General features: G+C 49.2%; 1 protein-coding gene. It reads right to left on the bottom strand.

Features of this window, described 5'->3' with window-relative positions; genetic code table 11:
- Nucleotides 1–305: aconitase family protein (locus tag BP621_RS16730; RefSeq protein ID WP_292391875.1), on the bottom strand; the 305-nt coding region annotated here is incomplete at both ends.

Raw genomic sequence — 305 nt, 5'->3', positions numbered from 1 at the left:
GCTTCTATGCCTCCTACTCCCCAGCCGAGTACTCCAATTCCGTTGATCATTGTAGTATGAGAGTCTGTCCCTACAAGGGTATCAGGAAATGCAGATAACTCCCCGTCCTTCTCCTTGAGATGCACAAGTGGGGTCAGGTATTCAAGGTTCACCTGATGGATAATTCCCCTTCCAGGGGGCACGACTCTGAAATTGTCAAAAGCTTTCTGGGCCCAGCGCAGGACAGAATAGCGTTCTGTATTGCGTTCAAATTCCTTTTTCTCGTTTTCCTCAAGGGCATATGCCGTGCCATAGGAATCCACCTG

It is taken from the genome of Methanosarcina sp. UBA5 (genome assembly GCF_002505485.1).
Lineage (GTDB): Archaea > Halobacteriota > Methanosarcinia > Methanosarcinales > Methanosarcinaceae > Methanosarcina.
This window is presented reverse-complemented; position numbering and strand designations above follow the sequence as displayed.